At 41.2% G+C, this 21,179-nt stretch carries 24 protein-coding genes and 1 pseudogene; 11 read left to right on the top strand and 14 right to left on the bottom strand.

Features of this window, described 5'->3' with window-relative positions; all coding sequences use genetic code 11:
* Positions 1-41 precede the first annotated feature (41 nt).
* From LPTSP_RS17165 to LPTSP_RS17195, 6 genes and pseudogenes are all read left to right on the top strand, one after another.
* On the top strand, positions 42-362 hold the full coding sequence (locus LPTSP_RS17165; RefSeq protein WP_108929984.1) for a hypothetical protein: 321 nt from the start codon (positions 42-44) through the stop codon (positions 360-362).
* A 271-nt stretch (positions 363-633) separates the two neighbouring features.
* Positions 634-1,743: a KamA family radical SAM protein gene (locus LPTSP_RS17175; RefSeq protein WP_108929985.1), complete on the top strand. Its 1,110-nt coding sequence runs from the start codon at positions 634-636 to the stop codon at positions 1,741-1,743.
* The gene (locus LPTSP_RS17180) at positions 1,727-2,275 is read left to right on the top strand and encodes a hypothetical protein (RefSeq protein ID WP_108929986.1); all 549 of its coding nucleotides are present in this window, start codon (positions 1,727-1,729) and stop codon (positions 2,273-2,275) included. Before LPTSP_RS17175 ends, LPTSP_RS17180 begins: the two co-directional genes overlap by 17 nt.
* Before the next feature lie 78 nt (positions 2,276-2,353).
* Positions 2,354-2,560 (top strand): hypothetical protein, encoded by a 207-nt coding sequence (locus LPTSP_RS17185; protein ID WP_100769261.1) that lies wholly within the window; start codon positions 2,354-2,356, stop codon positions 2,558-2,560.
* Positions 2,561-2,609: 49 nt separating this feature from the next.
* Positions 2,610-3,365: a hypothetical protein gene (locus LPTSP_RS17190; protein WP_108929987.1), complete on the top strand. Its 756-nt coding sequence runs from the start codon at positions 2,610-2,612 to the stop codon at positions 3,363-3,365.
* A gap of 245 nt (positions 3,366-3,610) precedes the next feature.
* Positions 3,611-3,856: pseudogene (locus tag LPTSP_RS17195) on the top strand (dihydrofolate reductase family protein); the annotation flags it as partial.
* A 39-nt stretch (positions 3,857-3,895) separates the two neighbouring features.
* On the opposite strand, the gene LPTSP_RS17200 reads toward LPTSP_RS17195, so the two are convergent.
* On the bottom strand, positions 3,896-4,651 hold the full coding sequence (locus tag LPTSP_RS17200; RefSeq protein ID WP_108929988.1) for an SGNH/GDSL hydrolase family protein: 756 nt from the start codon (positions 4,649-4,651) through the stop codon (positions 3,896-3,898).
* Positions 4,652-4,660: 9 nt separating this feature from the next.
* Positions 4,661-6,244 (bottom strand): phytoene desaturase family protein, encoded by a 1,584-nt coding sequence (locus tag LPTSP_RS17205; RefSeq protein ID WP_108929989.1) that lies wholly within the window; start codon positions 6,242-6,244, stop codon positions 4,661-4,663.
* 84 nt (positions 6,245-6,328) lie between these two features.
* On the opposite strand from LPTSP_RS17205, the gene LPTSP_RS17210 reads away from it, so the two are divergent.
* Positions 6,329-6,949, top strand: coding sequence for a TetR/AcrR family transcriptional regulator (locus LPTSP_RS17210; protein ID WP_108929990.1), 621 nt, complete (start codon positions 6,329-6,331; stop codon positions 6,947-6,949).
* A 45-nt stretch (positions 6,950-6,994) separates the two neighbouring features.
* Here LPTSP_RS17210 and LPTSP_RS17215 read toward each other — a convergent pair whose 3' ends face one another.
* From LPTSP_RS17215 to LPTSP_RS17245, 7 genes are all read right to left on the bottom strand, one after another.
* Entirely contained in the window at positions 6,995-8,026 is a 1,032-nt protein-coding gene (locus LPTSP_RS17215; RefSeq protein ID WP_108929991.1) for an SAM-dependent methyltransferase, read from the bottom strand.
* A 29-nt stretch (positions 8,027-8,055) separates the two neighbouring features.
* Positions 8,056-8,847, bottom strand: a complete 792-nt coding sequence (locus LPTSP_RS17220; RefSeq protein ID WP_108929992.1) for a DUF1295 domain-containing protein — start codon at positions 8,845-8,847, stop codon at positions 8,056-8,058.
* A gap of 24 nt (positions 8,848-8,871) precedes the next feature.
* Entirely contained in the window at positions 8,872-9,354 is a 483-nt protein-coding gene (locus LPTSP_RS17225) for a DUF2062 domain-containing protein (RefSeq protein WP_108929993.1), read from the bottom strand.
* On the bottom strand, positions 9,351-10,649 hold the full coding sequence (locus LPTSP_RS17230) for an SAM-dependent methyltransferase (protein WP_108929994.1): 1,299 nt from the start codon (positions 10,647-10,649) through the stop codon (positions 9,351-9,353). The genes LPTSP_RS17225 and LPTSP_RS17230 overlap by 4 nt, the downstream gene beginning before the upstream one ends.
* The gene (locus LPTSP_RS17235) at positions 10,636-11,418 is read right to left on the bottom strand and encodes a DUF1365 domain-containing protein (RefSeq protein ID WP_108929995.1); all 783 of its coding nucleotides are present in this window, start codon (positions 11,416-11,418) and stop codon (positions 10,636-10,638) included. The genes LPTSP_RS17230 and LPTSP_RS17235 overlap by 14 nt, the downstream gene beginning before the upstream one ends.
* On the bottom strand, positions 11,409-12,728 hold the full coding sequence (locus LPTSP_RS17240; protein WP_108929996.1) for an NAD(P)/FAD-dependent oxidoreductase: 1,320 nt from the start codon (positions 12,726-12,728) through the stop codon (positions 11,409-11,411). Before LPTSP_RS17240 ends, LPTSP_RS17235 begins: the two co-directional genes overlap by 10 nt.
* 229 nt (positions 12,729-12,957) lie before the next feature.
* Positions 12,958-13,407, bottom strand: coding sequence for a YqaA family protein (locus LPTSP_RS17245; protein ID WP_108929997.1), 450 nt, complete (start codon positions 13,405-13,407; stop codon positions 12,958-12,960).
* Between the two features lie 113 nt (positions 13,408-13,520).
* On the opposite strand from LPTSP_RS17245, the gene LPTSP_RS17250 reads away from it, so the two are divergent.
* Positions 13,521-14,300, top strand: coding sequence for a porin family protein (locus tag LPTSP_RS17250; protein WP_108929998.1), 780 nt, complete (start codon positions 13,521-13,523; stop codon positions 14,298-14,300).
* Between the two features lie 110 nt (positions 14,301-14,410).
* Complete coding sequence (locus LPTSP_RS17255; protein WP_108929999.1) at positions 14,411-15,673, top strand: HAMP domain-containing protein; 1,263 nt, start codon at positions 14,411-14,413, stop codon at positions 15,671-15,673.
* A 2-nt stretch (positions 15,674-15,675) separates the two neighbouring features.
* Here the strand turns inward: LPTSP_RS17255 and pyrF are convergent, their stop codons facing one another.
* From pyrF to speD, 4 genes are all read right to left on the bottom strand, one after another.
* Positions 15,676-16,485, bottom strand: coding sequence for an orotidine-5'-phosphate decarboxylase (gene pyrF, locus LPTSP_RS17260; protein ID WP_108930000.1), 810 nt, complete (start codon positions 16,483-16,485; stop codon positions 15,676-15,678).
* The gene (speE, locus tag LPTSP_RS17265; protein ID WP_108930001.1) at positions 16,485-17,327 is read right to left on the bottom strand and encodes a polyamine aminopropyltransferase; all 843 of its coding nucleotides are present in this window, start codon (positions 17,325-17,327) and stop codon (positions 16,485-16,487) included. The genes pyrF and speE overlap by 1 nt, the downstream gene beginning before the upstream one ends.
* Before the next feature lie 9 nt (positions 17,328-17,336).
* Entirely contained in the window at positions 17,337-18,203 is an 867-nt protein-coding gene (locus tag LPTSP_RS17270) for an S-adenosylmethionine decarboxylase (RefSeq protein WP_108930002.1), read from the bottom strand.
* Positions 18,204-18,320: 117 nt separating this feature from the next.
* Complete coding sequence (gene speD / locus LPTSP_RS17275) at positions 18,321-18,707, bottom strand: adenosylmethionine decarboxylase (RefSeq protein ID WP_008596834.1); 387 nt, start codon at positions 18,705-18,707, stop codon at positions 18,321-18,323.
* Between the two features lie 230 nt (positions 18,708-18,937).
* On the opposite strand from speD, the gene LPTSP_RS17280 reads away from it, so the two are divergent.
* Positions 18,938-19,354, top strand: coding sequence for a hypothetical protein (locus tag LPTSP_RS17280; protein WP_108930228.1), 417 nt, complete (start codon positions 18,938-18,940; stop codon positions 19,352-19,354).
* Positions 19,355-19,387: 33 nt separating this feature from the next.
* Here LPTSP_RS17280 and LPTSP_RS17285 read toward each other — a convergent pair whose 3' ends face one another.
* A complete protein-coding gene (locus tag LPTSP_RS17285) occupies positions 19,388-19,876 on the bottom strand; it encodes a DUF2505 family protein (RefSeq protein WP_108930229.1) in 489 nt (162 codons plus the stop codon).
* 161 nt (positions 19,877-20,037) lie between these two features.
* Here LPTSP_RS17285 and alr point away from each other — a divergent pair, with 161 nt between their 5' ends.
* Entirely contained in the window at positions 20,038-21,171 is a 1,134-nt protein-coding gene (gene alr / locus LPTSP_RS17290) for an alanine racemase (RefSeq protein ID WP_108930003.1), read from the top strand.
* Positions 21,172-21,179 lie beyond the last annotated feature (8 nt).

A 21,179-nucleotide genomic window follows, 5' to 3' on the forward strand; every position in this document is an offset into this window, starting at 1 on the left:
GGTTGCGAAAGCCGTTTTGTTCCGTCTAAGGTTAGATAGTTATGAAGCGGCTTTGGCTCTTGCCTCTGATCTTATTCATGGTAGTCGCCCTCTTTAGCGAGGTCGTGGCCAGGGATTATAGTACCGCTAAAAGTTATTCTTTCCAAAAAAAAGCAAGGACCCAGTCCTTCCGAGACGGTAACGACCAAGGACTTCCTTCCTTATTCTCTGCAAGTGCAGATGATGCAGTCATCGGACTATTCACTAAATTCTCCCAGATAGCTTCCGGATTAAAGAGTAGTCTTCTTCCGAATGATCCAGGTCGCAATTTTTACTTTCACACTATAGCATATCGTTATCTTTTTCTTCCCCCTCCGGTCTGACCGGCTTTCATTCTGTAAGTCCTCGGGAGGACTTTTTCCCCGTAAAAAGCATGAATGCGGTTTCGGGCAAAATTCCGCTTCGGCAAAAATAGAAAACGGGAAATCCTGCTCATCCTTCTCCTAAGTCTCCAACTTTAATCGATGGGCATTCTCCTTGAGGTTATATAAATAAACGACTCGAATGGAAACCTAGGTTTGGTTTCCTTTTTTTTATGCGGATACTCGGTTGACTGGAATCACAGGCATGAGAATCCATTAGTAAGAGGGCTTCTTGGAACTCGTTTCCTCATATCAAAAACAAAAGACTGTTTCCGGATCTGAATGGTTGGACTGGAAATGGCAGATCCAAAATCGGATCAAAAACGGATCCGAACTGGAAAATTATATCCGCATCAGTTCGGAAGAAAAAGAAGCATTGCTCGCTTGCTCGGAAGTGTTCAGCTTCTCCGCTACTCCCTATTATCTTGGCCTCGCAGATCCTGAAGATCCAAACTGCCCTATTCGATTACAAGTTTTGCCAAGAAAGGAAGAACTACATACTAGAGCCTGGGACAGAAAAGACCCATTAGCGGAAGAATCCTATATGCCTGTCAAAGGAGTGACTCATCGTTATCCGGACAGGGCACTTTGGTATCTTTCTCATGTATGTGCTGTCTATTGTAGATTCTGCACTAGAAAAAGAAAGGTTTCCCAATCCTCAGGAACTCCAGGCGCAGAAGACTGGAAAGACGCATTACGTTATTTTCGAGAACACCCTGAGATCAAAGAAGTGATCCTTTCCGGGGGAGATCCGCTGAATCTTTCCGACTCCAAACTGGACTATCTACTTTCTGAATTAAAATCGATCCCTCATATCAACCAGGTGCGTATCCATTCCAGGTATCCTGTTACACTTCCTATGAGGATTACCCCCGAGCTTTGCCAGGTCTTGAAAAAACATTTTCCGATCTATCTGGTCACACATTTCAACCATTCCAAGGAACTAACGGAACTGGTAAAAGAAAGGATCGGGATGCTAGTGAAAGAAGGTGCAGTTACCGTTCTGAATCAGGCTGTACTTTTAAAAGGGGTCAATAATTCTGTAGGAACTTTGACAGAATTATTCTACGGACTGACTAAAATAGGGATCAAACCGTATTATCTACACCAATGCGACGAGGTATTCGGATCTTCTCATTTTAGGGTCCCGATAGAAGAAGGCGTGGAGCTTATGAAGCAGATCCGAGGAAGTATCAGCGGACTGAGTGTGCCCCTATATGTGGTGGATCTGACAGGAGGAGGAGGAAAAGTCCCTCTGCCTGCGAACTATCTGGAAGAGACCAAAACTTCTTCTTATGTATTCCGAAATTATAAAGGAGATCTGTATGAGATCGGTTTTTAGAGTTATCATTTTACTCATATCCACCCTGGCCCTTATAGAGTGCAAAAGCCACCAGGAGAATCCGACCTCGGTCACACCTGAAAATCCGTCGGCACTTCGACTCAATTACGATGTAGTATATTATACCGGCGGGCATTCCGTTTTACTGAACTCAGGAAGATTATTCGCCAGGGGTCTATTTTACGAATGTAAAATATCCGACACGAATTCCAGTTTTGAAAGTTTCCGGGCCTCCTCTTATACTGAAGACAATTCCAACGATTTCAGACAATTGGTATCCGAAACGGACCAGTCAAAATTCAATTCTAGACAATTCCAATATTTCCCGATGGGGGAAAATTCCAGGGCAACAGTATTTTCAGGCTGCGCCAAAGGATCCGGAGCAGAAAAATGCTACGTTCGTTGGGAATGGCAAAAAGAGACCTTTATATTCGTATTCGAAACCCAATTGGAAAACAAAAAGGGATTGGGCACAGCGGAATTAGGAAAAGAATTCCACGAATTCATAAGCCGGGGAATAAAAGCTTTTTAAAAGTGTATTTTCTTGACCGATTTCCATCCAGAAAGTATTTTATCCGGCGGGGAGAAGAGATCCCGGGGATAAGACAAAATGTGGTTAAAATTGGGGGATACCGAGGTCATTAATCTAGACTATATCTCCTCCATAAAAAAGAACGTGGCGGCAAACTCGATAGAGATCACCTACCATGACTTCAACCACGTAAAATCATTACCCTTTGGAGATCCGGAAGATAGAGATCGGGCCTACAAAGCCATTTTGGAAAACCTTTCCAGGATGCGTTTGTTTTTCGAATAGTAATATCTTCTTATATTCCTAGAGTAGAGACCAAAACGATTCTTAAGCCATGGAACGAATTAAAGAAAATCTATCCAGCGTCTCCTCCCTAAAACCATTTGAACTTATATTTTTCGGTTCTAGACAAAGAGGAGAAGGAGACGAATCCTCCGACTTCAACTTCCTCGTGCTCGCAGATCCTTCCGATCAGCTCAAAGGAAATTTTATCCGAGAGATCAACAGGGCTATGGAACCGCTCCAAAGCCAGGGACAGGTAAACTTACTCGCTGCAGACTGGGACGGATTTCGCACCAGAATGAGAAGTTACGACCCAGGTGCCATCCATATCTGCGAACTGGGCGAGCCTTACTTCGGTTCCGAATACTTTCCAATCATTAAAGAAGAATGGGACAAGCTTAAATCCGAGCCTATCGACGGAAACACCGCAGGCAAATATTTAAGAAAACGTTATAGATTTTACAAAGGGATCGTTCCCCGCAATACAAAAGAAGATGTAGTCCGCATGGAAAGACTTCTAACAGTCTATCTCCAAAACTGGATGTTCCGACATATCGAAGATCTTGGAATAGCAGAGATCGTAAACTCGGATATCCCTTCCAGGATCGGACCGATGTTCCGCGGGCTTTATTCTAAGGAAGCCAAAGGGAACACTTTGGAACTACTCGAACTATATGAAGAAGTTCTAAAGTTAAAAAAGGAACTCCGCTCTCCTGAGTCCCATTTCTCCGTGGAAAGATTCAACCAACTCAAAGAAACTCTCCGCTTCGAAGAAAAAGAGATCCGCATTTTAAAACTGAACTATTAAGGTTTGGCCGGCTTGCGAACGACCCATAGGGAGTGAGTAAGTCCGAAATATACGAAGCGGGATCACTATTTACAAAAATTTTTATCCTATCGCAAAGACTTAGTTAGACTAACATTTTCAATTATGCTAAAATGCTCGTTCATAAAAATGAAAAGAGCAGGAATATGAGAAAAATAATATCTTTAGCTTTCCTCACACTTGATGGGGTCATGCAAGCTCCTGGCAACCCTACAGAAGAAGAAGACGGGCCTGAGATCCAAGTCCATGGAAGTACGAACCTACTCCAAACATTATTAAAACATAATTTGATAGATGAACTCTGGCTCAAAATCTATCCAGTGGCCATCGGAAAGGGGAAAAAATTATTTGGTGAAGGGACAATCCCAGCGGCCTTCCAGCTAATAGAGAACAAAGTCAGTACTAGCGGAGTCATTATAGCAAATTACAAATTCGCAGGACAAGTCCAAACGGGGTCTTTCGCTCCTGATTAAGGAAGGTATTAGTTTGAGATCCTTTGTATGTAGGAACTCCTACAGATCTTTCTTAGAAAAATCGTTTACCGCTTTAGCCAAGATTGAATCTGCAATTTCTTCTCCCCAGATAGAACAACCTTTCACGGAAGGATGAAATCCGTCCGAACAAAAGATCCCTTCCGAAGAAATGGATCCGATCTTTCTCATCGGGACATGAAATACATTTTCTAGTTTTGAAGAAAGATAAGAAGAAGCCTGATCTAAAAGTCTGGCCTTCCAGCCTAAAACAAATCTCATTGTCTTAGGCAAAGAAGGAAAAATCCCAAGAGGAGGAACTCCAGCAATAAAGACCGGAGTGCTTGGATACTTGGATCTACAAACATCAATCAGATCTTGTAGATCAGAAGACCACTTTTTCTGAGTATTCAATTTCACTACATCGTTCGCGCCCAAAGCAAGAACGATCGCATCCGGAAAAGACTCAGGCAAACGAGATCCGAACTTCTCCTTTGCTTCTTTCAAAGTGATCCCACTTTCTCCGATCGCTTTCCAAAATATCTTCCTTCCACTTTTATTTTGTAGAACGGAAGCAATTTGGCCAGTCAAAGAACTTTTATAATCGGGAATTCCCACACCTGCAACGGTAGATTCTCCCAAAACCAAAAGATGGAAAGGATGAGAACCTGGAAATTCCCCAGAGTCCGGACCGGAAGCTTCCGGCAAACGTGGGATCGTTTTACGAGCCTTCAACCCCTGCCATATAAGTAAAGGAGACAAGAGAAGGCTTGTAGTATAAAATGGGAACTCTTTCATTAGAACTTTCTAATTTCTTAATTCTCTCAGTAGATTTGCATTGCCAGTTACCGCCAAAGCCGCAGCCAGACCCCCCATCATCGCACCAGCAATCCCAGGAGAAGCCGCGTCCGCGCCGGTCAAGTATAGACCTTCAACCGGAGTTCTTACGTCGAACCAAGGACATTTTTCCTTTTTGTATCTTTCCGGCACACAAGCCAAACCATAGATAGCGCCATCCGGATGAGAAGTAAAATGTTCATTCGTGATCGGAGTGGAAAGTTCTGCAAATTCAACTAGTTTAGTAAGACCAGGAAATCTAAGCTCCAATGTGGACAGGATACGACTTATGATCTTCTCCTTAAATTCCTTATAATCTTCTCCCCTCTTCTTCCAAGGTTCATCTTTCCATTCCGCAAAATTGGAATAATCTGTGAATGTAATTACATCCATTGTATGAGACTTGGCTTCCGGGTTCTTTAAACTTGGGAAAGAAAGATATAGATTCGGTATTTCATCACTTTCAGAAAGCCAATCATTCCTTTCTGAAAAATTCTTATCATGATCCGGAGAAGCGAAAATCCAATAGTTCTCTCCTTTAAATCCGAATTTTGCAGGACTCTCGGAAAGACCAAGATAAAGGCAAATACTTGTAGTCATTCTTTCTCTATTATAAAAGTCTTTTAGATCCTTTCTGAAAGATATCGGATATGAATCCGGGATCAATTTTGTATAAGTAGGGTAAGCTCCCGCGCATGAGATCACAACCGGAGCGAAAAAGTCTCTCTCATGCCCTTCTCCTCTCAATGCCTTAGCCTTAACCCCTACTACCTTTCCATCTTTGATCAGGATTTCCTTTGCTTCTACGGAAGATAAGACTGCGCCACCATTCTCTTCTAGGATCGGTTCAATCGAATCGAAAATTTTACCGGCACCCCCCACCGGATAATAACCTCCATTAATGTAATGCTGCACTAATGTAGCATGCATCGCAAAAGCAACTTTAGAAGGTGGAAGTCCATAATCCCCCCATTGGGCGGCTAAAATTCCCTTCAAATCCTCGCTCTTAAAATTTCTATCGAAATAATCCTTGAGAGTTACTACGTTCCCTTCTCCCAGAATACCGATGAGAGAATCCAAAGGCGGAGGAGAAAGTCTCATCATGATCGCCTTTCCAAAAAGGACTGAAATTTTTCTAATATCCTTTAAATATCTTTCGATGGCTTCCTCTTCCTCAGGGAATTGACTAATTAGATCCGATTTGAACTTTTCCGGATCTCCATAAATATCGAAGTTTCGAGTAGGGAAAACCAAACGTTCGAAAGGATCCGGCATTCTTTTCCAGGTAAGTTGTCCACGAGTGATCTTATCCGAGATCTTCTTACAAAGCCCGCCTTCATGCATATCGCCTACATAGTGAATGCCCACATCCCAATGATACTTTCCTTGTTTTCTCTGGAACTCATGTGTAAAACCGCCCGGTTGAAAATGTTTTTCCAGGACCAGGACTTTCTTTCCTGCTGATTGGGCCAAAAGACTGGCGGTAGTTAGGCTTCCCATTCCGGAACCTATAAATATAATGTCGAATTCGTTTCCTACTTGATCAATATTCATTGACAAACCTCTTATTCGCATTCAATGTGAACACTGAACACATTCAGTTCTATAATCAAAGCCTTTAATGTAATACATGTCAACATGAAAAATTCCCAAGAAAAAAATTCATACCACCATGGAGACCTAAAAAGAGCCTTATTAGATGCCTCCATACAGATCTTAAAAGCAGAAGGTTATAAGGCCTTAAGTCTCAGAAAAGCCGCCACCCTGGCCGGAGTTAGCCAATCTGCCCCTTATAGACATTATCCGGACCTGGAATCCTTGTATGCAGACATCGCAGAAGAGGGATTTAGAATGTTGGCTGAAAAACAAAAGAGGCTAAGAGCAAAATATAAAAAGAGACCTTTACTTTTGTTCAGAGAGTCAGGAGTTTCTTATGTGGAATTCGCATTAGAAAATCCTGATCTATTTCGGATCATGTATGGAAATCAGATCGAAAGCCATTTAAAATACGATTCTTTGATAAAAACCGAAGACGAAACATTTCAGATCATAGTGGAGATCATCAAAGATTGCCAAAAAGCAGGGCTGATCCCGGAAGGGAATGCGGAAAAAGCGGCGACCTCCGCTTGGACAATGGCTCATGGAGTTGCAGTATTATTATCAGGTCAACAGATGATGTTTCGAGCTATCGATATAAAACAAGCAAGAAAGATCACTAAGGACTTAATCCAATTCTTATATACTGGACTAAAAGCATAATTCGCGATATGGCCACTACTAAGCGTCTATAAGAATATTATTATTCTATCTTTTATCGAAAAGATAATGGGAAACGATCCATTCCTCTCCGTTTTTGTATTTCCAAAGTTCAGCACATGCCATGAAGAAAGTTTTCCAGTAGACGAACCATTTCACAGCTTGTTCTTTGCCGTAGGTTTCTCCTAAAATTTCCAAAATTTCTTTTTTATTCTTATACATATTGGAAAGCCAAGCTTCGGAAGTAAGCGCATAATTTTTTCCGTTTACCACCCATTGGTCGCAAATCTGAAAATCCTTTTGGAAATATAAGAATAGATCATGAGAAGGCATCTGCCCTCCCGTAAAAAAATATTTCGCCATCCAATCGGTATCATCCACAACTTCAAAAGGATAAGCGAATTTTTTATGAGTAAATATATGTACGAAAAATTTTCCCTTTGGTTTGAGAAAGCTCGCTAGCTTTTCGAATAGGGCTTCGTAGTTTTTCATATGCTCTAACATTTCTATGGAGATGATCCTATCGTATTTCAGACTCGTCTTAAATACGTTCATATCTGAGGTAATGATATTCAGGTTCTTTAAACCTCTTTTCTTTGCCTCTGAATCTATAAACTTTTTTTGGCTTTTAGAATTGGAAACTCCTGTTACTTTACATTTCGGATACTTCTCCGCTATATAAAGAGAAAGTGAGCCCCAACCGCAACCTAGGTCCAAAACGTTCATCCCGTTTTCTAGCTCTGCTCTTTTGCAAGTCAGTTCCAGCATAGTTCTTTCTGATTCATCTATACTTACATTGGGAGAAGTCCAATAGCCTGAGCTATACTTCATATATTTTCCCATTACCAATTTGAAAAAAGAAGAAGGAACCTCGTAGTGCTGCTCATTCGCGGCTTTGGTATCTATTGCAATAGGAGATTGTTTTAAAGAATTTACATACTGGATCAGATGTTCCTGATTTTTTTCCAAACTACCCTTATCTTCCATTCGAAGCCTGAGGCGTAAAAGTTGGCGTATCCTGAATCGGATCAACCAGTCCGGGAAAACATCTTTTTCCATTAGAGCATAGATCAGACTCATCTTTAGTTATCCTATATCCTAATTTTAATCTACTTTTTGGGAAACCAAGGGAAGAATGCACTGGTCCTGGATTTATATTCCAAGTAAAGATTCCCTTTGGATCTTAATTGTCCGATCTCATTCAAAGGGATCCCAGTGATCTTAGTTAAAAGAATAAACATGACTAGTGGAGAAATAAGACCGATCCATCCCCAAGGAGAGGCCAAAGAAACCAGACCGAAAGAAATCCAGATCACCCATTCAAAAAAATAATTCGGATGCCTGCTATATCTCCAAAGACCTATATCGCAAACCTTCCCTTTATTCGCAGGGTCCAATTTGAATTCTGCTAATTGGAAATCTGCGACTGATTCGCCCCATAATCCTACTATAAAAACGCAGAGACCGATCAATTCTAAAGGATGAGTTTGGATAGAAGGATTCAGAGCAGGAAAAAGAAATGGAAGGCTTAAGATCGTCCCTAGAATTCCTTGAAACTGAAATACATTGATGAAAAACTTTCGATCTACCTGATCTCCATAATCCTTTCGAAATTCAGTGTATCTTGCATCTTCATGGCCGGTCAGAACTCTTGTGGTAAATATAAAATACGAAAGTCTCCAACCCCAAACAGTAGCCATAAAGGCGAAAATCGCTTTCCTTACAGAAAAGGCATCACCTAACAGAAAATATACGATTGCAACCGTAGAAATACAAAGTCCCCATCCTACGTCTACGATCGAATAGTTTTTGATCAGTTTTCCAATCAGCCATAGAAGGCTCATTAAAAAGAATACTACCACCCAGGCACTGAACATCAAAGAAACGGCTTTTTCGTACATTAAGCTACTCCGATATACATGGATTCATTTACGGACGATCTGGTTTGCTTTTTTAACCAGGATTAATAATAGAAAATAAGAAACCCCTGCAGGAATTGGCACCGAACAAGTCCAACCCAAGACCGCATATCCTGCAGAATGAGAAAGACCTTCCCAAACCTGAGTACTGTCCCCTTCTGCAAGCCGATAGGCCCAAGTCAGATCAAGTTCCTTACCATACAAGTAAGCTCCTAATTTTAAAAAAGGCACAATTAGAAAAACTTGAAATGGATACATCGCATAATTTGCGATCTGAATAGAGACCGGATTCAGCCTCAGAACAAAACCTAAGAAGGCGCATAACGCCATAGTGGTCCCAATTAAAGGAAAGATACCTATTGCTCCGCCTATTGCCAGAGATAAGGCGATCTTTTCCGGACTGGTTCCGGTCTTTAATTCTTCCAATATCCTTACTTTTGCCTTAGCTAAAAAAGAAGGTTTCGATTCTTGGTTTTCTAATTTCGTCACTGAGAATTCAATCCGAGATTATTCGGCCTGGTATACACTACCTGCACCACGCTGATATTTCTCATATGGAAGGCTGCGGCGCAATACGAAAAATAATATCTCCACTTGCGTAAAAAGGATTCGTCATAACCCATATTTCGGATTGACGATAAATTTTCTTCGAATCCCTTCTGCCAAGACATGAGAGTTTTATCGTAATATTTCCCAATATCTTCCAATTCATGGAGAAACATATCTCCTGTTTTATTGATCGCTTCATTGATCCTAGCAATAGAAGGTAAAAGTGACCCGGGGAAAATATGTTTTTGGATAAAATCCACTCCCTTCCTAAAAGACTCATATCTGGAATCTGGGCAAGTGATGATCTGGTGGGCCATAAGTCCGTCTTTTTTCAAAACCCGATTACACATGGCAAAGAAGTCTTCGAAATATTCGTGACCTACAGCTTCTAACATTTCCACAGTCACGATCTTATCGTAAGTGCCCTGTACTTTTCTATAATCTTCGAGTCGGACTTCTATCTTATCTTCAAGTCCCAAGCTTGTGATCTTTTCTTTTGCAAATTTGTATTGTTCTTCCGAGATTGTGTAAGATGTCACTTTGCATCCGTATTTTTTAGCTGCATAAGTGGAGAATGCACCCCAGCCCGTTCCAATCTCCAAAAGATGATCGGAAGTTTTGAGTTTTAATTTTTTACAAAGATTTTCTATCTTTGCAAGTTGCGCTTCTTCCAAAGATTTTCCAGGATCGACAAAGTAAGCGCAGGAATAAGTCATAGTAGGATCTAAGAATTTTTTATAAAAATCGTTTCCTAGATCGTAATGTTCGGAAATATTTTTTTTACTTCCTCGAATGGAATTATTCCGGAATAAATGTAACAGTCGATTTCCTAAATTCATCAATGTAAGATGAATGAAATTCTTATTGGAACCGCTGACCGAAGGTGTACTTTCTAAATTCAATAAGAACCAACAAATGATCGCGCGGATATCGTCCGTGTCCCAATCACCGTCCATATAAGATTCTGCGAGGCCAAGATCTCCGTACAATACCAACTTTTTGAAAAACTTTCTGTCTTTCACTTGCAGGATCGCATGATGAAACTCCGGAGCATCCGAAGAATTAGGATTTCCTAAATATCTTTGCCCTCCGTCCGGAAAGAGTATCCTTAAAGATCCTCTTTGCATCCCCGACAAAGCGGAGAAGAAGATTCTTTCATAAAAACTTAAAGTTCGACTTTCCGAACCTACGGTTTCCTGTAACGATTCACCTTTTACTATATTATCGCCTTCCAAGATGCAATCCTCTTTGTTTGTCTAACCCTTCGTTCTTTCGAATGAAAGGAAGTTTTTTCAAGTAAAGAAGTAAGGCCTGCCAATGGATGAGTCCGATCACTCTAAGGGTTACGAAAGGATATTTTAAGAACATCCAGATTAGATTTAGATCCGTCAGATCCAAAACCTTTCCGGTATAAGTTGTCACCATGACTCTTTCTTCATTTTCGAAAGCGTCTATCTTTAAGTTTACCCTTCCACCCTTAGGCGGATCTAAATGAAATTCGAACTCTGAGTCCAAACCGACGAACGGAGATACATAGAAGAACTTCCCTTCTTTCTTTTTAAATCCTTTCTGATGAAAGGACCCTTTTCCAAGGAAGTATAACTTCATCTCCCCGAACGTATTCCCAACCTCTACAACGGCACATATTGGATTTCCGTCCTTATCCTCGGCAAAATAAAACGATACCGGATTAAAGACGTAACCGAATACCCTCAGGTTGGTGATTAGCGTTACCTTTTCTACCTTCTCTTTGACTCCTTCCTGTTTTAAGTACTCTAAAAAATTTTCTTTTATACCTTCTTTTCCGAAGTTTAAATGATCCTTATCCTTAAAAGAAAATACTCGAAACTTATTATTTCCAAGCATCCATAAACGATCGTTCACTAGATCGAGCTCGTCCAGGTCCAATTGAAATGTGAAGATCCCGTAATTAAACCGATTCGGTTTAGGGATCTTACGATCATGCATTACCCTGGCTTCGACTATCTTGGAATTTAATCCCATACCTTCCTTCCCAGCAGGGTCTCCGACAATTCTTTAGCAGACCAGAAGGCGTCCTCATGGAATCCATATCTAAAATAACTGCCGCAGAAATAGATAGGCCCATTTCTATTCAGTTCGGATAATCTTCCTTGCGCTTTTAAAGAGCCGACGTGAAAAAGAGGATGTTCGTATTTTATCCTTTTCAAGATCTTTTTAGGATCTGCAAGTCCGGGATCTCCTATCGACAGAAAATAATCCTTCTTTTTGGAAACTCCCTGTAAGCTGTTCATCCAATAGATCGTATGAGGACGTATCTGTCCTTGGATCCGGTCCATTCTATAATTCCAAGAAGACCAGGTTGATCTTGTTTTTGGCATTACGGAATCATCCGTATGTAAGGTCGCAATATTCTCTTGGTATTCGAACTGAGATAATAACTCCCTCTGCAAAGATGTCGGCTTTTTCAAGATAGATAAGGAACTGTCTGCATGACAGGCAAGTATGACCTTATCGAATAATTCAGACTTATTCCCTTTAAATGTAAGTTTAGCTTTTCCAGTTGGAGTAATTTCTACACCTAACACTGGTGAGTTGACATGAAATCGATTTCGATCTGGTGCTATTAGCCTTTTAACATATTCTATAGAGCCTCCGTCTACAGTGTACCATTGGTGTTGCGTATTCAGTCCAAGGAATCCATGATTCAAGAAGAAACGGACCAAGGAGTGAGCAGGGAACTCCAACATCAGATCTTCCGGAGTGGACCAAACTGCTGAACTCATAGGCACCAGATAGTATGTCAAAAGATCCGGATGATAGCCTTCTTCTTGGATATATCTATGCAAAGAGTACTCTTTGTATTTGGGATCTTGTAATATCCTAGGAGATTCTTGGTTGAATCGATTTATATTTAAGAGCAAACGTAAAAAACGAAAATTGAATATATTCTTTCTTTGAGCAAATAGACCGTTCAATCCTGAGCCGCAGAATTCCAGATCGTCCGGAACATGCTGCACGCTGAAAGACATACTGGTCTTCTTTGTGGGTACGTTCAACTCTTCGAAAAAACGTTTTAAGTTGGGATAAGTAACATGGTTGAATACTATAAACCCAGTATCGATCGGGATCCTTTTATCTTCTTCCGGTACGAATACTGTGTTTGTATGACCTCCAACATAATCAGCCTTTTCAAAAACAGTAATATCGTAATTATCCATTAGAAAATAAGAACAGCCCATTCCGGCAATACCTGAACCTATAATGGCAAGTTTTTCTTTCCTTGGGTTAGAGATACGTTTAGCTTTTTTTTTGACGGGAGGATTCTTTTTCAAAAACTTCCTTCTTCCTTACTGTTTGTATCTTGTTCGAGAATCCTTCGAGAAAGGATCCAAAAGGTTTCTCTATAGACCTAGTTTTCACAGGAACGGTTTGGAAAAAATTTTCCAAAACTCGGCCATTAAAAGGTAAATAGGAGTTTTAGTAAAAACAAATTCGGTTCCGTCTATAGACGATTGTTTTTAAACCTAAAAAGAATATTACAAGTTCTTGTATTTGTTTAACTTACAAGCCGAACCCGTAAGCAAGAGCAAGGTATCTCAAGACCCTAAGAGAGAATACTACCAAGGCAAAGATCCAAAACTTTTGGCGGAAAAATCCAGAGAGCACTGTAATTGGATCTCCTACAAATGGGAGAAAAGAAAATCCCAAGGCCCAATATCCCCATCTGGACATTCTTTCCGCCCAGCCGGAATACGTTTTGGATTCGGAGATCCTTGCTTCTATTTTTTTTCCGAACCAGTACCCCAAAGAATAGTTGAATGCGCAGGCTGCACAATTCCCTATAGAAGCCCAAAACACTGCCTCTCCCGGAGAAAGTCCTGACCAGATCGCTCCCATAAGCGCTGCCTCGGAACTGAAAGGAAGTAAGGTAGCGGCCCCGAAAGAGATCAGAGTTAATCCAGGACCAGCATAGGCCAGTAGGAGTTCCGACAAAAATTTTGAAAGTTCCAACGGGTTCTCCAAGTCCAAGATTTTTTTCAGTATAGATCCAATTTCAAATGACCCCTTCGGGCCTTGGATCGGATATGTAAAGTAAGACGATTTTGACAAAAGAGCGCCTAACCTTGAAAAAAATAATATCTTTATTTGCAGTTTGCATTTTCTCCCTTCTTCCTTCCACTCTATTCGCAGAACCTTTTACCCTAATTGGAGAAGGCACCCAAATCTCCCCTTTCACAGCAAAGCTTGCTGTTGGAGCGGGACAGGCAGAATACCAGTACGGTCTTGCGGGCAGATCCGAAACTTATAGAGCAGGCTTCGAATACAATCCAAGAAACTTAGGTTTCGAACTTGGTGTAAACCGCAGCGGATATTTCGTTCCTCAAGATCGCTCTACCGAGATGGCCTCCGCAATGATTTTGTCGGCTCCATCCTTCGATAATTTTGGATACTATCTTGCTGCGGCGGCAATGATCGATAAGGTAACCTTCTCCAAAACATTCTTAGATCTGGGACCAACATTCCATTTTCGTCCAGGATCCAAATTCGATCCATACATAGGAGCAGGATTAGGGATCGCAGACATAGGTGCAAAACAATCCACTTTAAGAGCCTACGGTAAACTAGGTGTCCGCATGAACTTCGAACGTAGCTTTGTATTTTTAGAATTGGAAGGAGCTTCTATCAACCGCAATTTCCAAGGAGAAAAGTATATCTATGGAGAAGGTTCCGGAATTTTCGGATTCGGTTATTATTTCGGTTCCTCTTCTTCTTCCGACAATAAGGAGACTTCTCCTATAAAACAGAAAGAAGAAGAGCCGGCGCCTAAACAGGAAGAGACTAAAAAAGAAGAGGTTTCTCCTTCTAAATCGGAAGAAGAGAAAACTCCGGAAGAAAATCGTTAAGATCGATCTAGACTCCTTCTTATTTTTTATAGAATAGTAGCGCAATTTTTCGTTTTACCTCGGCGACGACCTAAAAACAATACGAAGCAAGCAATAAAAGCCTGCTTCGTATGGACATCCTGCAGTTTTCCTATCATTCCATCGGTTATATTTCCGGGACCATCTTTACCGTTTTTCTAATAGTTTCTTTGCTAAAGTTAAAAAGCAAAACAAGACATGCTTTGATCTTGATAGCTTATCTGCTGTTTGTCTTATTCTTGAATTTCGGATTCCTAGTCCGGACTTCTTTCTTTCTACCTTCCTTATCCAAGCCTGCTTGTTTCCTAATCGCGCTATATACTTCCTTTTCCAACTTAGTACTTTTATATTTTATATATTCTTTTTTTGGAATAGACCGTAAAAAAGAATCTAGGGTCGCATTACTTACAATATTCTCAGCGGGGATGTTCGGGTTTTTGTTCTATGTATTGAAGAATATTAACTCGGAAGTATCTTATAATTTCAGCATACAAATGTTCGAATTTCAGGAGCCTGAGTCTACGGCGCCTATGGGTTCCATCCATTTTCTGACATTCATTTGGATCTTGATCGTGCTCCTAAGACAGAATCTTAGTTTAAGAAAAGAGCTTACCCTTGAGTCCGATACTAATTCAAGAATAGAGAAGGAAAGAAGCCTCAGAATGTCCCGTAATTTCGGATTGGCAATCTTACTTCATGCATTTTTCTCTCTTACTTATACTCTTTACGGATTGGGTTATCTTTCTTTTTCCAATTTCCAACTGATATTGACTTCTGCCACAAGCTTACAACTTTTCTTGTATACGGTGCTGTATTTGAATTATTTTCCGGAACCTTCTTCTTTTATGATCAAGATACTGGGAGTTTCCTTAGCAACGGTATTGATCCTTCTTTGTGTGGTTGCTCGGATCAGTTTTGTATTGATCGAAAGTCATTATGACGAAGCAAGAAAAACGGAAATAGAGAATCTAAGAGAAAATCTAAAATTAGGCAGAGGGCATATTCTACCTAAAGATGTATTATATTTAATTTCCAGTTCGGACAAAGGTTACACCACTCGTTCCGATTCTTCGGATGGAAACGATATAGGACCTATCTCAAAAAGAATGTACAGAGTACTATCTCTTCCGGAAAACAAACCTGTGTATATAATCTGGTATACATTTTATTCGGAAGGAAGGATCTACGAAATAGGTTATCCTTACGAATCTTACAGCAAGATGATCCATTCCATCGTTTCGATCATCGCCTTGATCTTAATTTCTTCTTCTATCTTTCTGATCCTTCTGCTTCCCTATCTGATCCGCAAGGGGCTCAGGGATCTGCAAACTGATCGGAAGAAGTTTGAATTGTAATCTTAACCTAGCAGATTTCTCATCTGCTCGGAAATTGAGGCTGCCGCTTTTCGGGCTCCTTCCGCGAAATCAGTGCCGGAAGAAGAAAATATAATACTTCTGGAAGAATTGACCAAGGAATTTTTTCCGCAGACCGAGATCACTTCTTCTAAAGAAGCACCTTGTGCACCGTAGCCTGGGATCAAAAAAATACGATCCGGATGAGCTTTACGAATTTCTAATAATTCCTTTGGATGAGTTGCTCCGACGACCAGTCCCACATTTTTAACCGGGAATTTTTCGCTCAGTGCGGCGACTTCTCTGTATAAAGTCCTGCCTGTTTCGGAGAATGTTTTTTTCTGCAATTCGGATGAATCAGGATTAGATGTCAGACAAAGTAAGAACACCATTTTAGAATCGTCTTCTATAAACGGTTTGATCGTGTCCGATCCCATATAGGGAGAAAGTGTAAGAGAATCCACTCCCAACTCTTTGAAAAAGAACTTAGCGTACTGTCTTGCGGTATTATCCAAGTCTCCCCGTTTTGCGTCTGCAACGATAGGGATCTCAGGATAATTTGTCTTAATATGAGAGATCAGTTTTTCGAACTGTTCAATTCCTTTAGAACCGAACGCTTCGAAGAACGCAATATTCGGTTTATAAGCGACCGCATATTCCGCAGTAGCATCTACTATCTCTCTGGAGAATACGTAAAGTTTGTCAGGAGTTTTTTCTAAGGAAGGAGGGAGCTTAGCAATGTCGGGGTCGATTCCAACGCAAAGAAGGGAGTTTAACTTCTCCCTTCTTTTTACGAATTTGGAATAGAAATCCATTACTTTCTTACGATGTACTCTTGCGCAAATGGAGGAAGAGTAAACGCAGCCTTATGGATCTCGGCAGAGTAGTATTTTAAACCTTTCGGAACTCTTTTAGGATCCGGCTCTACTTTATAAGGATCTGGTCCTTTGGAGCAGTAAGTGAAACCTATAATTCCCGAAGGATAAGTAGGAACCACAGTAAAGTAATATCCGCAGTGATCAAATACCTGAGGAATGAATTGGAATAATTCCTTAATTACTTTTCCGTGATAGTAAAAACTTTCCGCCTGAGTTGTACAGATTCCACCTTGTTTTAAGGAAGCAGCCATAGTCTCATAGAAAGGTCTTTTAAATAGAACTTCTGCAGGACCGACAGGATCGGAAGAATCCACGCAGATCACGTCGAAATATTCCTTATAATCCTGTACGTATTTTGCTCCGTCTTCGTATGCATGAACCACTCTTGGGTCTTTCATTGCATTCGCGATCTCTGGGAAGTATTCGTAACAAACGTCTACAACTCCCTTATCGATCTCACAAAGATGAACTTCTTTTACGGAAGGGTGTTTTAGGATCTCACGAACGGTTCCTCCGTCCCCACCACCGATCACTAGTACTTTTTCAGGATTCGGATGGCTCATCATAGGAACGTGAGCGATCATTTCATGATACGCGAACTCGTCCGCTTCGGTCATCATGACCACTCCGTCCAGAGTGAACATTCTGCCAAAACTTTGGGATTCGAATACGTCTATTTTTTGGAAAGGAGTCTTACGAGAATGTAAGAACTCCTTCACTCTAATCTTGAGAGCCCTTCCGTTAGGTAACTCGAGGGTCTCGTCCAGCCAAAGTTCCAATAGTACCTCTTAGAAGCGGTTTGTTACTGTAAGACGCATTGCGGCGCCTTTGAAAAATTTGCGAGTAAACTCAGCCGCAACTTTAGGATCGTACCCTTTACAAGAGAAGATATCGATATAAGAAGTATTGGTATCGTTCGCAAAATGAGCGGAGATACAAGAAGTCTCGATCAACTGCACCATGGAATAACCAGCCACACGATCGTCTTCTCCGAAGTAAACTACTTGGGTTTCACCGAAACGTTTCATCTCGATCAAATCACATAGTTCCACAACGTATTGTTTAATTGCATCAGCGTCACGAATAAGGGCCGCATCACAGTTTTCCAGATCGATGGAGGTAAGAAGTCCCCAAGCTCCGTCTTTGAAAGGTTCATACACTTTCAATTCAGGATCGGATTCGATCTTGGACTGGATATAAGTAGGGAAATTTCCGTCAAAACGTTTACGGACGATTTCTGCCTCTTCGTTGCGAGCCCATGCGAGTTCAGGGTTTTTCATCGCAGGATGATAAGTGATCTCTTGGCCTGCTTCGATGTCACGAAGTGCAACCAGAGTGATATCTCCCTGAAAACCGCAATTTGCATCCGCTGACTGGCGGATATAATGAACGGAATCAATTCCGTCATCATGCAAAGGAGAAACCAGATAGAAGTCCTTATGGACTCTATGAGGAGATGAAAGTCCGGAAATTCCTGCGAGTTCATTCTTATGAACTGCTTTTCCTCCCCAGACTGCTACAACTTCTCCTGCAGAGATAGTTTCCTTTGTGTAAAGGAAAGCTTCTCCCTTATCAGTGGTTGCGATTTCGATACTATTTCTTAAATAAGAAAAACGATTAACTATTTTAAGTTGGTCTTGGATCTTTAGGCTCATTCTCTGATACCTCTCCTCATTAAAGTCTGAAAATAAGTGAAGTCGACCCTTCCTCCCGGAGAGGGGAACTCGTCTTTATCAATTAGGGTGTTTCCGGCTCTGCCGGAGAGAAGATACTTATTTCCCAACTGGTTTGTGAGGTAGGTCTACGCCAAGTTTCAACAAACCGCGCTTCATTTCCACTACGGAGATGCTCTTTGAGCCGAAGCGTTCCTTGAGATATTCCAGAGCTGCCTGATTATCGATTAAGTCTCCGCAAGTGAAGACGTCGATAGCACAATAACCGTATTCTGGCCAGGTATGTATAGCGAAATGGGATTCGCTCACGACAACCACACCGCTCACACCAAAAGGGCTAAATCTATGAAAAACAGATTTAACTGTGGTGGCACCGGAGAGGTCGACTGCCTTCAACATGATATCTTCTACCAATTCGTGATTGTTGATGGTCTCGTAATCACACTCATAAAATTCTGCAATTACGTGCTTTCCCAATGCGTTCATCTACTGCCTGACACCTCCGAACCGATTTTGGTTTAGTAACCGAGCATGCGTATGACTATGTTTTTTTGTCAACTCTCTACGTAAATTTATATTTATTTTTTCTGCGTAGCTTTTTCTAAGATCGGAAGATCCTAAAAACATATTACATTAGAATTTTCTGACGAGTCTTGTCTTCGAATTATACAAGGAGCATCATCATCAAAAATACACGATTTCAAAAATGGGTCCTTTTGAGCTTTTTCGGGCTTTTTTGGGTTATTTTAGGTACGCTGATTTATACAAACAGAGAGAAGTTTAGCTTCTGGAAAACTTCTTCTTTTGTTTTTCATTCCAAACGTGAAGCGATCTCTAACGCGGAGAAGAATGAAAAAAAAGGGATCGTACTTATCTTAACTCCTAGGTCTTGCGGCGACTGTGGCGTAAGTACCACACTCCTAGAGGAATTAGATTCTTTAGGCTGGAGTATTGTAAGGTTGGAAGAAGAAGATCCAGATTACGAAACCGTTCTCTCCGACGATCGATTCTCCGAAATACTGCCAGCGATACAGGAATCTAAACCTGCTTGGGGAGTTTTCAATTTGGGAGAAGAGCTTTTGATTACAAAGCCCGGATTACCAAGCAAATCGGATCTAGAAACGATTTTGTAATAGAGAAGAAGCCAGTGAGGCTTCTTCCTTAATTCAATCTGACTTTTTCAGGAATTCGGAGATGGAGTTCTTGTCCTTCTCCAAAGAATGTCTATGGATCTCTTCGATCACTGTTTCGATCACAGAGCCCATTAAGAATACTCCGGAGCTTACTTTAACGTCGTAACTTCTCTCCGATTCGCCTGGCCCGATCTCCTTGTATACGGAGAATCCCTTGATGGTGACGATGGAATCATTTCCTGGAGGAGCGATCGTAAATTCGTGGGTATTTGTAGAGATATCGAATACGGAATCTTCCAAGAGAGAAGGATCTGAAAGAAGTGCAGCAAGCACCTTTGGCAGGGATTCGGCTAACTTTACCTTTCTTTTTTGGTAAACTTTGTTTCCCTCTTTTCTTTCCTCCAATAATTCCACGTTTTTCAATTCGGGGAATTTATCTAAATATTTGTATCTATCTTCTCTCGCTCTGAGTAGATCTTGGAGGGGAACTGGGAAAGTTTGTACTACTTTATATTGTTTCATCCGGGGTTCCTGAGGAATTTGATTAGCCGTTTCTCGGGCAGTCTGTTTGTATTTCCCCGCTCGGGAAACCCTTTTTTCCTCTCGGTCGAAAGGAAAAATCCGAATGACAGACAGGCCGTAAAAGAGGCTCATGACTGGAGATCCTGCGCTAATTTCAAAGAATGAAAGACAGAACTTGGATAGAACTTTCCAGAGCGGCGATCTCAGCGAACCTGAAAAACTTTCGCGCCCTTCTTTCCCCTAAGACCTTACTGACTGCAGTTATCAAATCCAACGCGTACGGTCACGGACTTTTAGAAACTGCAGAGCTCGCCTACCAAGCTGGAGCAGATCTTTTCGGGGTAAATTCTTTGGAAGAAGCAAAACTTCTCCGCCAAAAATATCCCGAGTTCAAGATCCTGATCATGGGAGAAATCCCCAGCCTCGCAGAAAGAACATCAGAAGTATCGGACCCGAATTTTTGGATTATAGTATCACGAACGGAAGAAGTAAGAATTTTAACAAATTGTAAACCTTCTCCAGGGATCCATCTGAAGGTGGATACCGGAATGGCTCGCCTGGGGTTTTTCGGAGTCGACCTGGAGAGAACACTTTCAGAGATCAAATCGGAAGGACTGAAGATAGATGGGATCGCCACCCATTTTGCAAGTACGGAAGATGTTTTAGAGCAGAAGTATTCCAAAGAGCAGATGAGATCTTTTTCGGAAGCGATCCTTCTCGCAGAAAAATTCGGATTCAAAAATTTAATCAAACATGCTTGTGCTTCCGCTTCTACCATGTTGTTTCCGGAAGCTCATTACGATCTAGTTCGGGTCGGAATATCCCTCTACGGTCTTTGGCCGAGTTTGCAAACTAGACTTTCTTTGCATTTAAGCGGCAAAAAAGATTTTAATCTTTCCCCTGTTCTTTCTTGGAAGACCCGAATTGTTCATATCAAAACCGTTCCGGAAGATAGTTTTGTGGGCTACGGTTCTACTTACCAAACAAGCGCAGCAACTCGTATCGCAGTTGTTCCGGTAGGTTATTACGAAGGACTGGACAGAAAACTTTCCAATAACGGGGTCATGCTCGTAAAAGGAAAAAGAGCAAAGATCCTGGGAAGGATCTGTATGAACATGACCATGTTGGATATCACACATATTCCGGGAGCCGAGATCGGGGACGTGGTCACGATCTTAGGTAAAGAAGGAGAAGAAGAAATTTCCGCAGACGATCATGCCAACTGGACTTATACAATTAATTATGAAGTTACCACTCGGATCAGCGAGTCGGTCCCCAAAAAAATAGCAGAGTAAAAAGAGAA

The sequence above is a fragment of the Leptospira johnsonii genome, from assembly GCF_003112675.1.
Classification (GTDB): Bacteria; Spirochaetota; Leptospiria; order Leptospirales; family Leptospiraceae; genus Leptospira_B; species Leptospira_B johnsonii.

Excerpts from the sequence above, each read along its gene's own strand:
- alr (WP_108930003.1), top strand. The coding sequence starts at position 20,038 with ATGAAAGACAGAACTTGGATAGAACTTTCCAGAGCGGCGATCTCAGCG.
- LPTSP_RS17200 (WP_108929988.1), bottom strand. The coding sequence starts at position 4,651 with ATGAAAGAGTTCCCATTTTATACTACAAGCCTTCTCTTGTCTCCTTTA.
- LPTSP_RS17255 (WP_108929999.1), top strand. The coding sequence starts at position 14,411 with ATGGACATCCTGCAGTTTTCCTATCATTCCATCGGTTATATTTCCGGG.
- LPTSP_RS17205 (WP_108929989.1), bottom strand. The coding sequence starts at position 6,244 with ATGAATATTGATCAAGTAGGAAACGAATTCGACATTATATTTATAGGT.
- LPTSP_RS17220 (WP_108929992.1), bottom strand. The coding sequence starts at position 8,847 with ATGTACGAAAAAGCCGTTTCTTTGATGTTCAGTGCCTGGGTGGTAGTA.
- LPTSP_RS17190 (WP_108929987.1), top strand. The coding sequence starts at position 2,610 with ATGGAACGAATTAAAGAAAATCTATCCAGCGTCTCCTCCCTAAAACCA.
- LPTSP_RS17270 (WP_108930002.1), bottom strand. The coding sequence starts at position 18,203 with ATGAGCCTAAAGATCCAAGACCAACTTAAAATAGTTAATCGTTTTTCT.
- LPTSP_RS17165 (WP_108929984.1), top strand. The coding sequence starts at position 42 with ATGAAGCGGCTTTGGCTCTTGCCTCTGATCTTATTCATGGTAGTCGCC.
- LPTSP_RS17210 (WP_108929990.1), top strand. The coding sequence starts at position 6,329 with ATGAAAAATTCCCAAGAAAAAAATTCATACCACCATGGAGACCTAAAA.
- LPTSP_RS17215 (WP_108929991.1), bottom strand. The coding sequence starts at position 8,026 with ATGAGTCTGATCTATGCTCTAATGGAAAAAGATGTTTTCCCGGACTGG.
- LPTSP_RS17185 (WP_100769261.1), top strand. The coding sequence starts at position 2,354 with ATGTGGTTAAAATTGGGGGATACCGAGGTCATTAATCTAGACTATATC.
- LPTSP_RS17180 (WP_108929986.1), top strand. The coding sequence starts at position 1,727 with ATGAGATCGGTTTTTAGAGTTATCATTTTACTCATATCCACCCTGGCC.
- pyrF (WP_108930000.1), bottom strand. The coding sequence starts at position 16,485 with ATGGATTTCTATTCCAAATTCGTAAAAAGAAGGGAGAAGTTAAACTCC.
- LPTSP_RS17235 (WP_108929995.1), bottom strand. The coding sequence starts at position 11,418 with ATGGGATTAAATTCCAAGATAGTCGAAGCCAGGGTAATGCATGATCGT.
- speD (WP_008596834.1), bottom strand. The coding sequence starts at position 18,707 with ATGAACGCATTGGGAAAGCACGTAATTGCAGAATTTTATGAGTGTGAT.
- LPTSP_RS17285 (WP_108930229.1), bottom strand. The coding sequence starts at position 19,876 with ATGAAACAATATAAAGTAGTACAAACTTTCCCAGTTCCCCTCCAAGAT.